13 protein-coding genes are annotated in these 13,778 nt (G+C 46.9%); 5 read left to right on the forward strand and 8 right to left on the reverse strand.

The genetic code is table 11. From position 1 onward, the window contains the following. Nucleotides 1-41 precede the first annotated feature (41 nt). Complete coding sequence (locus B3O33_RS09305; RefSeq protein WP_292362423.1) at nt 42-1,571, reverse strand: bifunctional GNAT family N-acetyltransferase/carbon-nitrogen hydrolase family protein; 1,530 nt, start codon at nt 1,569-1,571, stop codon at nt 42-44. A 136-nt stretch (nt 1,572-1,707) separates the two neighbouring features. On the opposite strand from B3O33_RS09305, the gene B3O33_RS09310 reads away from it, so the two are divergent. From B3O33_RS09310 to B3O33_RS09330, 5 genes are all read left to right on the forward strand, one after another. Further along, nucleotides 1,708-3,513 carry an SLC13 family permease gene (locus B3O33_RS09310; RefSeq protein ID WP_292363486.1) on the forward strand — a complete coding sequence of 602 codons (1,806 nt, stop codon included), beginning with the start codon at nt 1,708-1,710 and terminating at the stop codon, nt 3,511-3,513. A 70-nt stretch (nt 3,514-3,583) separates the two neighbouring features. Next, nucleotides 3,584-5,782 (forward strand): heavy metal translocating P-type ATPase, encoded by a 2,199-nt coding sequence (locus tag B3O33_RS09315; protein WP_292363488.1) that lies wholly within the window; start codon nt 3,584-3,586, stop codon nt 5,780-5,782. A gap of 186 nt (nt 5,783-5,968) precedes the next feature. Then, entirely contained in the window at nt 5,969-7,540 is a 1,572-nt protein-coding gene (locus B3O33_RS09320; protein WP_292362426.1) for a GGDEF domain-containing protein, read from the forward strand. A gap of 50 nt (nt 7,541-7,590) precedes the next feature. Next, nucleotides 7,591-7,995 carry a lysozyme inhibitor LprI family protein gene (locus tag B3O33_RS09325; RefSeq protein ID WP_292362427.1) on the forward strand — a complete coding sequence of 135 codons (405 nt, stop codon included), beginning with the start codon at nt 7,591-7,593 and terminating at the stop codon, nt 7,993-7,995. A gap of 24 nt (nt 7,996-8,019) precedes the next feature. After that, nucleotides 8,020-8,526 (forward strand): hypothetical protein, encoded by a 507-nt coding sequence (locus B3O33_RS09330; protein ID WP_292362428.1) that lies wholly within the window; start codon nt 8,020-8,022, stop codon nt 8,524-8,526. A gap of 15 nt (nt 8,527-8,541) precedes the next feature. Here B3O33_RS09330 and mnhG read toward each other — a convergent pair whose 3' ends face one another. From mnhG to mbhE, 7 genes are all read right to left on the reverse strand, one after another. Then, a complete protein-coding gene (mnhG, locus tag B3O33_RS09335; protein WP_292362429.1) occupies nt 8,542-8,928 on the reverse strand; it encodes a monovalent cation/H(+) antiporter subunit G in 387 nt (128 codons plus the stop codon). Further along, nucleotides 8,921-9,193, reverse strand: coding sequence for a monovalent cation/H+ antiporter complex subunit F (locus B3O33_RS09340; protein ID WP_292362430.1), 273 nt, complete (start codon nt 9,191-9,193; stop codon nt 8,921-8,923). The genes mnhG and B3O33_RS09340 overlap by 8 nt, the downstream gene beginning before the upstream one ends. A gap of 10 nt (nt 9,194-9,203) precedes the next feature. Continuing rightward, nucleotides 9,204-9,677 (reverse strand): Na+/H+ antiporter subunit E, encoded by a 474-nt coding sequence (locus B3O33_RS09345; protein WP_292362431.1) that lies wholly within the window; start codon nt 9,675-9,677, stop codon nt 9,204-9,206. Next, entirely contained in the window at nt 9,674-11,182 is a 1,509-nt protein-coding gene (locus B3O33_RS09350; protein ID WP_292362432.1) for a Na+/H+ antiporter subunit D, read from the reverse strand. Before B3O33_RS09350 ends, B3O33_RS09345 begins: the two co-directional genes overlap by 4 nt. Then, nucleotides 11,179-11,526: a Na+/H+ antiporter subunit C gene (locus B3O33_RS09355; protein ID WP_069295530.1), complete on the reverse strand. Its 348-nt coding sequence runs from the start codon at nt 11,524-11,526 to the stop codon at nt 11,179-11,181. The genes B3O33_RS09350 and B3O33_RS09355 overlap by 4 nt, the downstream gene beginning before the upstream one ends. Before the next feature lie 34 nt (nt 11,527-11,560). Beyond that, nucleotides 11,561-12,007, reverse strand: a complete 447-nt coding sequence (locus B3O33_RS09360; RefSeq protein WP_292362433.1) for a Na+/H+ antiporter subunit B — start codon at nt 12,005-12,007, stop codon at nt 11,561-11,563. Continuing rightward, on the reverse strand, nt 12,004-13,778 hold a 1,775-nt coding region (mbhE, locus tag B3O33_RS09365; RefSeq protein WP_292363489.1), incomplete at its 5' end, for a hydrogen gas-evolving membrane-bound hydrogenase subunit E. The genes mbhE and B3O33_RS09360, both read right to left, overlap by 4 nt.

A 13,778-nucleotide genomic window follows, 5' to 3' on the forward strand; every position in this document is an offset into this window, starting at 1 on the left:
ATCTTTATCGCACCCGAATAATGTCGGGTGCGATAAGCTGTTTAATCCTTTTGTTTGACAAACAGCTCATACAGATCGGCCCGGCGATCTTTCAGATTGGTGACTGCACCTTCGTTTCGCACCAGTTTGAGTTTATCCAGATCCAGATCGGAAAACATGATCATTTCGCTGTTCGGTGTAGTTTCAGCCATTATCGCATCGTGTGGAAAAGCAAAATCGGAAGGAGAAAACACCGATGACTGGGCATACTGTACATCCAGGTTTTCAACTTTCGGCAAGTTGCCCACACTGCCGGTAATTGCCACATAACATTCATTTTCGATAGCGCGTGCACGGGCACAATGACGAACGCGCAGATAACTGTTTTTGGTGTCAGTCCAGAACGGTACAAAAATAATATCCACTTCCTGATCTGCTGCAATTCGGCCCAGTTCAGGGAATTCAATGTCATAGCAAATCATAATGGCAACACGCCCGGCATCGGTTTCGAACACCTGAAACTTGTTGCCGCCTTCAATGACCCAGTCACGGCGTTCATGGGGTGTGATATGGATTTTGCGTTGTTCGTCAACCCGGCCATCACGATGACAAAGATAGGACACGTTATAGACCCGGTCATTTTCCAGTAGCGGCATTGAACCGGTAATAATATTGATATTGTAACTGACCGCCATGTCAGACATTTCATTACGGAACTGCTCGGTAAAGCCTGCCAGATAACGAATTGCCCGGGTTTGATCCATTTGATCGGTGAGCCCCATCAAAGGTGCATTAAAAAACTCGGGAAACAGCGCAAAGTCACTTTTATAATCCGATAATGCATCGACAAAATACTCGACCTGTTTAAGTACTTCCTCTACCGAATGAAATTCACGCATCTGCCATTGCACTGCACCTAATCGAACCTGAGTTTTTTTTACATCCAGCAATGACGTTGGCGGGGTATAAAGAATATTATTCCAGTCCAGTAACGTGGCATGTCCCAGTGATTTTTTATCTTCTGGTAAATACTTATGCATCAAACGCATCACCTGAAAATCATTGGAGAGCTGAAATGTCAAAATGGGGTCATAAATTTCTTTTCGTGAGACCTGCTCAATGTACTCGGCAGGTGAAAGCTTGTCGGCAAATTTGTGATAATTGGGGATTCTCCCGCCGGCCAGAATAGCGCGCAGATTCATTGAACGGCACAATTCCTTACGTGCTTCATACAAACGGCGGCCCAGCCGGTAGCCACGATATTCAGGGTGGATAAAAACATCCAGTCCATACAATGAGTCACCTTTTGGGTTATGCCAGATTTTGTCATTTTTCAGGATTAAATCATCATAGGTGTGCGGATTGCTGAATCGTTCATAACTGACCATGACGGTTAGCGCTACAGCAATTAATTCCCCTGAGTCTTCTATGCAGATTTGCCCATCCTGAAACTGATTGATCAATCCTTCAATGGTGGGTTGAGGCCAGGCGCCACCAATATCATCGTACACAGTGTCCATCAGATTTTTGAGCTGATCGTAATCCTCTAATGTTAGATTACGTAAATTCAGGTGCAGCTCTTCGTGGGCCATAAACGCTCCGTAGTTCAATAATGAAATATCGATTGAGTCTAGCAGATGCAGACAGGCATGTTTTAATGTTGAAGATAAACACGCCCTAAAGCTGTTCATAAAACAAGCTGTTATATTGCTGGGTAAAAGGATTGTGATGACCACTGATCAAATCATTATTTTCGCGGTACTGGCAGCAACGCTCGGCTTGTTTATCTGGGACAGGTTGCGTTATGACGTGGTTGCTGTATTGGCATTATTAGCCGTCGCTTTAACCGGTTTGATTCCGGCCGATGAGGTGTTTTCCGGTTTGGGACATCCTGCAGTAATTACCGTGGCGGCGGTATTGATTCTCGGACAAGCACTGGTGAATGCCGGAGTGGTTGACGCTATCGCCAGACAACTCACCCGTGTTGGCAATCATCCCACCCTGCAGATGGCTGCCCTGACTATTACTGTGGCAATCTGTTCGGGGTTTATGAACAACGTGGGTGCATTGGCGTTATTAATGCCTGTGGCAATCTGGATGTCCCGTCAAAGTGGTCATTCACCGTCGATGTTTTTGATGCCGTTGGCATTTGGGTCGTTACTGGGCGGGTGCCTGACGCTAATTGGTACGCCACCTAACATCATCATTGCCAGTTATCGTATTCAAACAGATTCCCCTGCGTTTGGCATGTTCGATTTTTTACCCGTGGGTATAGCGATAACCGTTGTCGGCGTTATTTTCCTGATACTCCTGGGACGCTTTCTTACCCCGCAGCGACAGGTCAATAATAATGAAGAAGAGTTATTTGAAATCAGCAGCTACCTCACAGAATTAACGGTGCCTGAAAAATGTGAATACAGTGGACGAAGTTTGATGGATCTGGTTACCTCTGTTGAAGATGAAGCTGACATAACTGTAGTGGCATTGCTCCGTCAAGATGAGCGGTTCAGCACACCCTCCATGTACCGAGTTCTGCGGCAGGATGATGTACTGTTGATTGAAGCAGATTCCGATAGTTTGAAAGCGTTGACCGATATCACGGGTTTGAAACTGTCTGGCGATAAAACGGATCCTCAAACTGAAGCAGAGAAAGAAACATCTGAATCAATAAAAACCAGGGACTTGGATGTTGTTGAAGCCATTCTGGCGCATGATTCACTATTGGTTGGAAATACCTTAAGCAGTTTATCGATCCGTCAACGTTACGGGATCAATATCCTCGCTGTCGCACGGCGAGGTCATCAGCTGAAACAACGTCTTCATCAGATTCGTTTTGTTGCAGGTGATATTTTATTGATGCAGGGCAGTGAGGAGGTACTCAAGTCGGTCATGGTGGAATTGGGGTGTCTGCCTTTGGCTTCGAGGGGGCTGCGGTTAGGGCAGCCAAGAAAAGTCGTTATCGCTTCACTGGTCTTTGCTGCTGTTATTGCGCTGATCATGTTTGATACCGTTTCCACGGCAACGGCTATGGTTGCTGGGGTGGTGGCAATGTTTTTTACGGGCTTGCTGCCCGTAACAAAAATTTATCAAAGTCTGGATTTACCGGTCATTGTTTTACTGGCGGCGATGCTGCCGGTAGGACAGGCTCTGGAAACCACCGGGGGCTCCGAATTGATTGCCAGCTTTTTGTTGAATCTTGCTCAATCGACACCGCCAGCAGCGACCATCATCATATTGATGGTCGCCACTATGTTACTGTCAAATATTATTAATAATGCTGCGGCGGCGATATTAGCCGCACCGATAGCTATCAGTGTGGCCAGTGGCATGGATGTGTCAGCAGACCCATTACTGATGGCGGTGGCGATAGGCGCTTCCTGTGCTTTTCTGACACCCATCGCACATCAATCCAATACTCTGGTGATGGAACCGGGGGGGCATAGTTTTACCGATTACTGGCGACTGGGTTTACCGTTATCTATTTTGGTGATCCTGACCGCCGTACCAGTTATTTTGTGGGTATGGCCGCTGTAAACTTGTAATCAAGCCTGCTGACCCAATCTTAAAATATTACTCCACAGATTTTCTGCGAACAGGAATTAAAATGGCCCAGCAAATTATTCAACTGCAACTCAGCGGTATGCGTTGTGCCGCCTGTGCCAACAGCATTGAGAAAGCCTTGAAAAAAGCGGCTGCTGTGAAGTCTGTTCAGGTTAATTACGCTAATGAAAAAGCCACTATTCGTGGTGAAAATCTGGATGCCGACAGTTTGATAATAACGGTCGAAAAGGCTGGCTATGCCGCCCAGTTGATTGATATCGAACACCCGCAGACGGATTCAAACCAGCAGCTGCAACAAAAACAGTTTTATAAGTTTATCGCGGCGGCCATCTTGTCACTGCCTTTGCTGTACAGCATGGTCGGACATTTCAACTGGACCAGCGGTATACCGATTCCAACATTATTAATGAACGCCTGGGTGCAAATGGCATTAGCCACACCGGTGCAGTTTATTATTGGCTGGCAGTTCTATCGAGGCAGTTATTACGCTTTAAAAAATCGCAGTGCCAATATGGATGTACTGGTGGCGTTGGGTACCTCAGCCGCCTATTTTTACAGTTTATGGCTGACTTTCAACTATGGCGCGATGGCGGCGCATGATGGTTTGTATTTTGAAACCAGCGCAGTGTTGATTACGCTGATTCTATTGGGTAAATGGTTTGAAGCCCGGGCCAAAGGTCATACTTCAGAAGCCATCAAAAAACTGTTAAAACTCCAGCCCCAACAGGCATTAAAGGAATCAGCTGACGGTCAGACAAAATTGGTGTCAGTCAAAGAACTGCAACAGGGTGATATTGTGCAGATTAAACCCGGGCAGCAGATTCCGGTTGATGGTGTCATTGTTGAGGGGCAATCGGCAGTCGATGAATCCATGTTGACAGGCGAAAGCATGCCCGTAGAAAAAAGCGTCAATGATAAAGTTGTCGGCGCGACTTTTAATCAAAATGGTTTTTTACGGGTTCGCGCTACCCATCTGGGGGAAGAGGCTGCATTAGCACGGATTGTCAGGGTAGTGGAGCAGGCGCAAGGCTCCAAAGCACCCATCCAGCGTATGGCAGATAAAGTGTCAGGCATTTTTGTACCCGTGGTGGTCATGATTGCCCTTATCACTTTCCTGCTTTGGTGGTTATGGTTTACCCCCGGCGATATTGGCAGAGCATTGGAAACCATGGTGGCTGTTCTGGTCATTGCTTGTCCCTGTGCCCTGGGTTTAGCCACACCCACATCCATCATGGCGGGTTCAGGCCGTGCCGCTGAGGCCGGTATTCTCTTTAAACAAGCCGATACTCTGGAATTAACCCAATCTCTGACCACGATTGTGTTTGATAAAACCGGCACGCTCACTGAGGGAAAACCCGCCTTAACGGATTTTGTGGTGGCCGAGGATTATGATCAATCGGTTATAGCCGCTGTGGTGAGTTCAATAGAGGCCAAATCAGAGGNNGTCGAGGGTTTAACAGCACTCAGCGCTAAATCAATAGTCATTAATGATTTCAAGTCGCTGAGTGGTCATGGCGTGATGGCCAGTGTTGAACTCAATAGCCAGCTTTCACAAATCAAGCTGGGTACCAAAAAACTGATGTCGGAAAATGGCATTGATATGGGGGGCTGGCAACATCAACAACAGCAGTTGGAGCAACAGGGGAAAACGGCCATGTTGATTGCTGTGGATCAGCAAGTGATTGGGTTGATCGCGGTTGCGGATACAGTAAGAGAGACGGCAGAAACAGCCGTTATTGCCTTGAAAAAACGTGGTCTGCAGGTTGTTATGTTAACCGGTGATAATCAACTTACCGCTGAGGCAATTGCCCGGGAGCTGGGCATAGATAACGTGATTGCAGAAGTTTTACCTGAACACAAAGCTGATAAAATCCGTGAATTACGTCAACAGGGTCAGGTTGTAGCAATGGTTGGTGATGGTATCAATGATGCACCTGCACTGGCTGAGGCGGATATCGGCATAGCCTTGGGAAGCGGCACCGATGTGGCTATTGAAACAGCAGATATTGCATTGATGCGAACTGATTTAAATGCTGTCTCTTCCGCTATACAGTTAAGTCATCTGACCGTGCGTAATATTCGTCAAAACCTGTTTTGGGCCTTTGCCTACAATTCTCTGGGCATTCCAATTGCGGCAGCGGGCTTACTGGCGCCCTGGCTGGCCGGTGCAGCAATGGCATTCAGCTCGGTTTCTGTTGTGTTAAATGCCCTAAGACTACAGCGGGTTAAACATATACAGTAAATGCTAATATCACATAAGATTTTGTACTGATAAAACAACGAACATATTTCAGCGAAAGGTTTCAACTTGCTGAATTATTACGGGCTTGTTTCACATTGCGTTAACTTTTAGGTATAGATCCTTTCGAAGCTGTTGTAATATCCCTGTTTAAAATATGGACAATATACCTGAAAAAAGGTTGGACCCATGACGACAGAAGAACTGGAAAGCAAACTCGAGCAATGGAAGCAGAAGTATCTTGAGTTGCTTGCAAGTGATGAGAAACAAACAACCTATACCCAACTTTTGGAACGTAGTCTTGGACGACTGGCTTTAGTTGCAGAAGGCATTGATTCCGCATTGGACAAACAGCTGCATGCCCTTCGACGTGAGTTACGCAGCCAAAAAAACGTTGAGCAAATTAGCGATATTCTGGAAAAAATCCAGCAATGCATCAACCTAATGGATGAGAGTCCTCAGAGTTCCGATGCCTCCGAACTGTTACGACATCTTCTGTTATCCATAAGCTTTCCAGCGGATTCACAGCCCCGTGTTGATAATCTGCTGATTCAACTCAAAGATGCTTCCAGTCATCAGGCGCGTGAGCTTTTACCGGAATCTGTCAACCTGCTGGAATCAATTATTTCCAAGGCTTCTGTTACACCCGTGGTCGAAAAAAACCGTTCGGGACTGTTGCAAAAGCTTGGGTTTAGCAAAGTTAATACTGAAATATCACTGTTGTTATGCGGCATGATAGATAATTTGCAGATACCGGAGATGTTCAATGACCAGCTCCAGGAAATAAAAGCGCAACTGCAGACCGAGCCGGCAAAAAAGAAATTACCGACAATCATTGATTCGCTGACCAGCCTGATAAATGCGCTAGGGGCTCAGGCACAGCTGCAGCAGCTAGAATATCGCGCTTTTCTGGCGACGCTAAGTGATCGCATTAATGAACTTGATGATCTGTTACGACTGACGGTAAAGGATGATGAAGAGGCTTTTCAGCAACGCCAGAAAATAAGTCAAAAGGTTGATGCGGGATTGGATGATATTTATAAACAGATTGATGTCACCAGTGAACCGCGTGAGCTGAAATCCATTATTCGTCAGCGTTTAACCGCCTTATGCGGTGCGGTCGATGAATATCGTAATGCTGATCAGACGCGTTATTACCAATCACAACAGGAAATAAAAAAACTGACCGATCGGCTTCAGGAGTTGGAAGCTGAAACCAAATCGCTACAGGATGGCATACGCAAAGCCCATGAAATGGTTCGTAAGGACACGTTGACCGGCATCAGTAACCGTCAGGCACTGATGGATGCCCTGGAAACAGAATATATTCGCTGGCAGCGTTACAAACATCCATTAAGCCTGGTGGTCTGGGATATTGATAATTTCAAACAGATAAATGACAGTCTTGGTCACCTGGCTGGCGATAAGATCTTAATCCGCATTGCCGAAATTTTATCGACTTCCACCCGTGAAATTGATTTTGTGGCCCGTTACGGTGGCGAGGAGTTTGTTGGCATATTTCCGGCTACCGCGTTAGCTGACACGGAAGTGCTGGCCAATAAGATTCGCGAGGAAATCAACAACACACGATTTTTATATGATGGCAAGCCGGTGCCAATCACCGTGTCTGCCGGTGTCGCTACTTTTCATCAAGGAGATAACACTGAAAAAGTGTTTAACCGTGCTGATACCGCATTATTCAGAGCTAAAAAGCAAGGCAGGAATATGTGTATTGTTGAAGACGTTGAGGCGAGTCGCTGAGACACGCTTAACTTTCCCCAAAGTTTCTGGTCCCGGGCGTTGGAGTGTTTATGAAAATTATGAGCTTTTTCCTGTTATGCCTCTCAGGACCGTTGTTAGCCGCGAATGATTGCCCAAACGCCAATAACACCTATGAGATTGGACAATGTCTGACACAGCAACTGGAGCAACAGGAAGTTGAATTACAGCATTATCTTGCAGAAGCCAGAGCACGTTATGCTGAAGATGAGTTGATTGTTGACTCTATCGATAAGGCCCAGCAAAGTTGGCTGACTTACCGCAAGGATCAATGCAGTTCACTTTATGATATCTGGAGAGATGGGACCATCCGCAGCATTATGGGATTAAGCTGCTCTATTCGGATGACAAAATTACGTACTCATCAGATATGGCACAGTTATCTCACCTATATGGATAGCACGCCAGCTTTGTTACCCGAACCACAAACAGAGTAATTGATTACCTTTGAAATTGTTTCCATGAACAGCAGTATTCAGGAAAAGATCTATCTGGAGCATGAAGCAGCCAGATTGTTTATGCGGTTTTATGAAAAGCAGACTGGCATTCCAATGCGACATATCTGGCATAATCTGCCACGCAAGCCTGATGTCAGCTGTTACCTGAATGACAGCAAGCTGGATCTGGAAATCGCCCACATTTACGGCAGTGAAGCCGAGGCCAGACTCATTCTCGGCAGAGGAGCGGGTGACAAGATGCTGGCTGCCTTGCATCAGTTGACACAATTACCGGTCAATCGCCGTTTGATCGCAGCGTTAAATGCTGTACTCGCCAGCAAGGCGGAGAAAAACTATCATAGCCAACGTGTATGGTTGGTGTTGCGTAATATGAATGCTTTGTGGCAGCAAAAGGATTTTGAAAAGCACCGGCATCAGATAGTCCTGCCCGAAGCACATCCGTTTGAGCAAATCTGGTTAATAGGGGATCCTAAGGGGCATAGCGGAGCCAGCCGGTTATTTCCTGAATAAAAAGGTTTTTTTATTTCAGTCTGGTTTTTTATTTGATGTTGGTTTTTCCAAACCACTGCTCAGAGCATGGGTTTGTGGATCATAATTCTTCTGCAGTTCATCTTTTACCGTACCTTTCCATAAGGGCACCCCGACAAAATAACCCGCCCGGCCAATCACATGCGCTGCAACGGGTGCCGTCAGAATAATAAACGCAATAATCGCTATTACACGAGTAACCACGGTGGTATCAGCAAAATAGACCGCCACGCCAATCATTATCAGACTGGTTCCCAGTGCCCCGGATTTGGTGGTGGCGTGCATTCTTGTCGGAAGATCCGGCAGGCGAATGATACCGATGGCGGCCAGTAACATTAACGCTGCGCCTGAAATCAGAAAAAAAGCGACCAGTATGTCAGTCATCACGCGGTCCTCCACGTTCCAGAAAGCGGGCAAAGCCAATGGCGGCCAGAAAAGCAGTCAGCGCTAATACAATCGCTACATCCAGAAAACTGCTGACTCCGGTATCGATGGCATGAACGCCGACAATACCGGCTACGATGGAAGCAATGAGTTCTAATGCGACCACTCGATCCGGCAATGAAGGGCCTTTCGCCATTCTGATAAATGCCAATAGCAGAGCGCTGGATAGCATCAGATAGACAAGATTGATAATAAATGTGCTCAATGCAGGCTCCTCAGCGTAATATTTCCAGTAAACGCTGTTCGATTTCATGCAAGTCAGTTAATAGTTCCTTTTCATTCTGCAGAAACATCGCATGAATAAACAACACCCGGCGATCATCTGAAATATCCAGCGTTAATGTCCCGGGGGTTAACGAAATAAAGTTTGCCACCATCGTGATCTCAAAATCTGACTTGGCTTCCAATGGAAACGCGATAACTCCTGGTTGCATATGCCAGGGTGGGGTCAAAATATCAAAACCGACTTTGTAGTTGGCCTTAACCAGTTCCTTGATAAAAAAACCGGCAAACCTAAGCAGTAATGGTAAGCGTTGAGCATAACCACTCAGTGAGGGTAATTGATTTTGAGAGATGGCCAGAACAATATAGCCCAGTGCAAAACCGAATATAAAATTCAGCCCCCCAAAATTGCCGGTTAACGCCACCCAGCACAGGGCCAGCACGATATTCAGGAAAAAACCGATCATAAGTTTTCTCCCAGCACCGCTTCAATGTAGGCTGCTGGATTTAATAATTGATCAGCAGCATCACTGGCTAACTGATAAATGGGCTCACCATTCAGACCAATGTACAAAGTGCATAAGGTTAAGCCAACCACCGGTATCAGCATGACCAATAATTGCGAGTCTGTTCGATTACTGATTAAACGAGAATCATCTATACCCTCCGGTAATTTTTTCCAGAACACTTCGGCCCAGATTTTGATCATTGAATATAAAGTCAACAGTCCGACTAACAGGGCAGTACCGGTCGCTATCCAGGCGTCCACTTCAAGACCGGCCCGTATCACCAGAAACTTGGCAAAAAAACCTGATAATGGTGGTATACCGGCAAGCGACAGGGCAGGGATCAGAAATAAAATCGCCAGCCATGGACGTTGTTTATAAACTCCGCCCAGCTTTTTCAGGTCATAACTGCCCAACAGTCGATACACCACACCACTAATCAAAAACAGATTCGTTTTCACGATAATGTGATGCATGATGTAAAACACCCCACCGATAATGGCTAATGGTGTGAATAGCGCCAATCCCAGCAGCATGTAACCAATCTGGCTGACGATATGAAATGACAGAATCCGGCGAAACTCAAACTGTGCCGCCGCACCCAATACACCGGTCAGCATTGTCAGCACAGCGATCCATAACAAAATAGTGTGGGTATAGCCGGTATCGCCAATGAATATCAGCGTAAACACCCGGTATAAAGCATAAACGCCGACTTTGGTCAGTAATCCGGCAAACAATGCGGACACACCAACCAGGGGGGTATGGTAAGACGCTGGCAACCAGAAAAACAACGGAAAGGCAGCGGCTTTAATGCCAAACGAAATAAGAAACATCATCGCCAGCACATTGACCATGCCGGTATGTTCTACCTGACTCAGTTTGTCACCAATATCGGCCATGTTCAGCGTACCAACCATGCCATATAACAAGCCGATGGCGGATAGAAATATCGCTGATGAAAACAGGTTCAACGTGGCGTATTTAATCGCGCCTTCCATCTGGGCGCGTTCGCCGCCCAAGGTCAACAGCGCAAATGAGGCCAGCAACATCACCTCAAACCAGACAAACAGATTGAATATATCGCCGGCCAGGAAAGAACCGGCAACCCCGGCAAGTAACAGATGCATTAACGGGAAATAGCCGAATTTCTGATGTTTATCAGGTGTGGCTGCCATGGAAAAAACTGCAATCGCCAGACCGATAATACCGGTTAACACGATCATGATCGCACTTAGCAAATCGGCCACAATGGTGATACCAAACGGTGCCGCCCAGCCGCCCATCTGCATCACTACAAAGCCAGTTTCACGAATACTGCTTAATAGCCAGATGCCTGATCCGAGTAAAGCGGTGGTGGCGAACAGGCTAATCCAGCGCTGATAAAACGTTGAACGCCAGAAGGCTAACGTTAAAGCGCCTGCCAATAACGGGATGATAATGGGTAAAACAACTTCCGGGCTCAAGTGTCAGTATCCTTCATTTGGTCCAGATCATCATTACCCACCACTTCATAAGCCCGGTGGATTAAAACCACGGCAAAGGCCAATACCCCAAAGGCAATAACAATGGCGGTCAAGATCAATGCCTGAGGCAAAGGATCGGCAATGATTCCCAGTGGGGCAGCCGCACCTTCAGGTATTAATGGTGGAGCCCCGCGGGTCATCCCGGAAACGGCAAAAATCAGCAGGTTGGCCGCATTGCTGAGAATAATCAGGCCGATAACCAGTTTGACGATTGAGCGACGTAACATCATATAAATCGCTGCTGCAAACAGAATGCCGATCACATAAGCCATCAGTGATTCCATACGGATAGCTCCTGTCGAATAGTCAGTTTATCGTTCACTCTTCAGACTCCGTCAGTGACATCACGATAGTCAAAATCGTCCCCAATACCGCAAAATAAACGCCGATATCAAAAATCAATACCGTTGATAATTTGATGTCGGTTTCACCCAGTGAAAACTCCCACCATTGGGCCGTAAGAAATGCTTCACCATGGAACATGCCCGGAAACATGGCTGCCAGCCCCAACAAGAGTCCTAACGCCAGTAAGTCCCGTGGTTCGACGCGCATGATTTCACGCGTTGATGCCACGCCATGGGCAAATAAATACAACACAAAAGCACCCGAAGCGACCAGCCCGGCAATAAAACCACCGCCTGGTTCATCGTGACCGCGTAATAATAAAAACACTGAAAAAATTAACTGCAATGGCAACAGAAACAAAGCTGCCGTGTGCAGGATCAATGTATTGAAAGTCATTATTTTGGTTTTTTTATCGTTCATGACTTCTCCTCAGCACGCAGTTTGAGCATTGAGAAAACACCAAGAGCAGCAATCGCCAGCACAAAGATTTCGCCCAGCGTATCCAGTGCCCGAAAATCAACCAGAATGACATTGACGATATTGCGGCCTTTGGCCAGCGGGTAACTGGACTCGATAAAGAAGTCTGATATGGAGTCAAAAAACTGCACATCGATTGCTGCGAGTATCAGTAATGTCATTAACACGCCCATCAGCACCGCAACGCTGGCATCCCGAATCACTTCATAGCGGCTTGAGTACCGAGAGAACCCCGGCAGTTTAAATAACACCAGTATCAGTAAAATAACCGTGAGAGTTTCTACCAGAACTTGGGTAATGCCCAAATCCGGGGCACTGAAATGAATAAACACCAACGCTACAGTAAAACCCAGAACGCCCATGCTGGCGACTGCCCCTAAGCGTGAAGGGGTGTAAATGGCGTAGAGGGTGGCCATTAGCATCAGTAAAGCAATGGAAAGCTCATAAAACGCCACACCTTCAACATTCAGATACACATTCAAACCATACTGACTCAGCAAGGTGTAGCCGACCAGAATCACCGTGGTCAGGATCATGACAATCATGTAGTTACCTAATTTGCCCTTTTGCAGCAACCGGGTCTGCCAGCTGGCGATCCCGGTGATACCATTCATCATGCCGAAATAGCCAGCTTCCGGTCCGTAATGACTTAGTTGTGTGGTCAGATTACCGATGGCTGGCCGTATTTTTTGCCAGACCATAAATAGCAGGATACCGCCAGCCAGAGCAATCACCGATAACAGCAACGGTAGATTAAAGCCATGCCATAAGGCCAATGACAAACTGGCTGGAGCTACTGAAATCGCATTGACGGTCGCGCTTAGAATGGCGTTTTGGGGAACCCAGGGCAGCAAACCAAATATAAGCGACAATACCGCCAGAATCGACGGTCCTATCAACATTGCCATAGGCGCTTCATGAGGTTTTTTCGGTGTGGGGCGTAATTCCCCGTAAAAAGGTTTAATCGCCACGACTGCAGCAATCGCCATGACCAGCATTGCGGCGGCCAGGGCCAATATGAGGAGTAATAACTGATAATTATCATTGCCCAGTACCGCTTCAAACATGGCTTCTTTGGCGATAAAGCCAAATAAGGGTGGCATCCCGGCAAGCGATAAAGCGGCGAGGGCAGTTATCAGCGCAGTACGTGGCATGTTACTTCGCAAACCACCCATCAGGGTTAAATCCTTAGTGCCAATTTCGTGGTCAATTGCGCCTGCCAACATAAACAGCGCCGCCTTGTACAATGAATGAGCCAGTAGGAAACAGGCAAAAGCAATCAACGCATATCCGGTGCCGATTCCAAGCAGCATGGTCAATGTGCCGAGTGCCATTACGGTGGAATAGGCCAGTACTTTCTTGATATTGGTCGCGCTATAGGCCAGATAGGCTCCGACAAACATGGTGATGGCACCAAACAGGCTAAGAGAGAATGTCCAAACAGCATGTTCGGTAAATGCCGGATTCAAACGTGCCATCAAATAAATCCCGGCTTTCACCATCGTGGCGGAATGCAGATAGGCCGATACCGGAGTTGGTGCCGCCATCGCATTGGGTAACCAGAAATGAAAAGGGAATTGAGCGGATTTGGTAAACGTACCCAACAGAATACAGATGATCATGCCAACGGCCAGCGGACTCTCCAGCAGACTGTCTGATGCGCTTAGCAACTCGGAGATCCGATAGCTACCACCCGCAGTGGCCAGCATAATCT

Origin of the sequence: Methylophaga sp. UBA1464 (assembly GCF_002325665.1) — a bacterium.
Lineage (GTDB): Bacteria > Pseudomonadota > Gammaproteobacteria > Nitrosococcales > Methylophagaceae > Methylophaga.